We start from the raw sequence: 552 nt of genomic DNA on the forward strand, positions 1-552 counted from the left end.
GTCGGTGCGGGTGCCCTCGCCTTCCTCGAAGGCACGCTGGTTGAACGCCAGCTGGGTTTCCAGGGCGCGCCGCTGGGCCTCGGCCAGGACCACCTGCTCGCGGGCGAACAGGGTTTCGCTGTAGGCGGCGAACAGGCGCACCGCCAGTTCCTGGCTGCGCCCGCGGAACTGTTCGTCGGCGAACAGCGCCTGGGCCTCGCCCTGGCGGTAGCGCGCGTAGGCCTCGTAGTCGAACAGCGGCTGCTCCAGGCTGAGGGTCGAGGCGTAGCTGCGATAGTCGCGCTCGACGCGGGCGTCGCCCTGGCTGACGGTGGAGTCGTTGCGCGCCTTGTTGTAGTCGTAGCGCAGGCTCGGCAGCAGGCCGGCACGGCCGATGGCGCGGTTTTCGCTGCCGGCGCGGCGCTCGTGGAGCGCCGCCTGGAAGGTCGGGTCGTGGCGCACCGCCAGTTGGTAGGCGTCCAGCAGACCCAGCGCCTGGGCCGAAGAGGCCGAAAGCAGCACGGAGGACAGCAGGCAGGCTCGCAGGCGATTCATTCTTCCCCCAGCGCCAGG

Annotated in this window: 1 protein-coding gene; it reads right to left on the reverse strand. The window is 70.8% G+C overall.

The genetic code is table 11. The features are described from left to right. The coding region (locus tag AC061S_RS44585) for a TolC family protein (RefSeq protein ID WP_478691598.1) at window positions 1-534 on the reverse strand (534 nt) is incomplete at its 3' end. Window positions 535-552: the final 18 nt, after the last annotated feature.

It is taken from the genome of Streptomyces sp. CA189 (genome assembly GCF_056428985.1).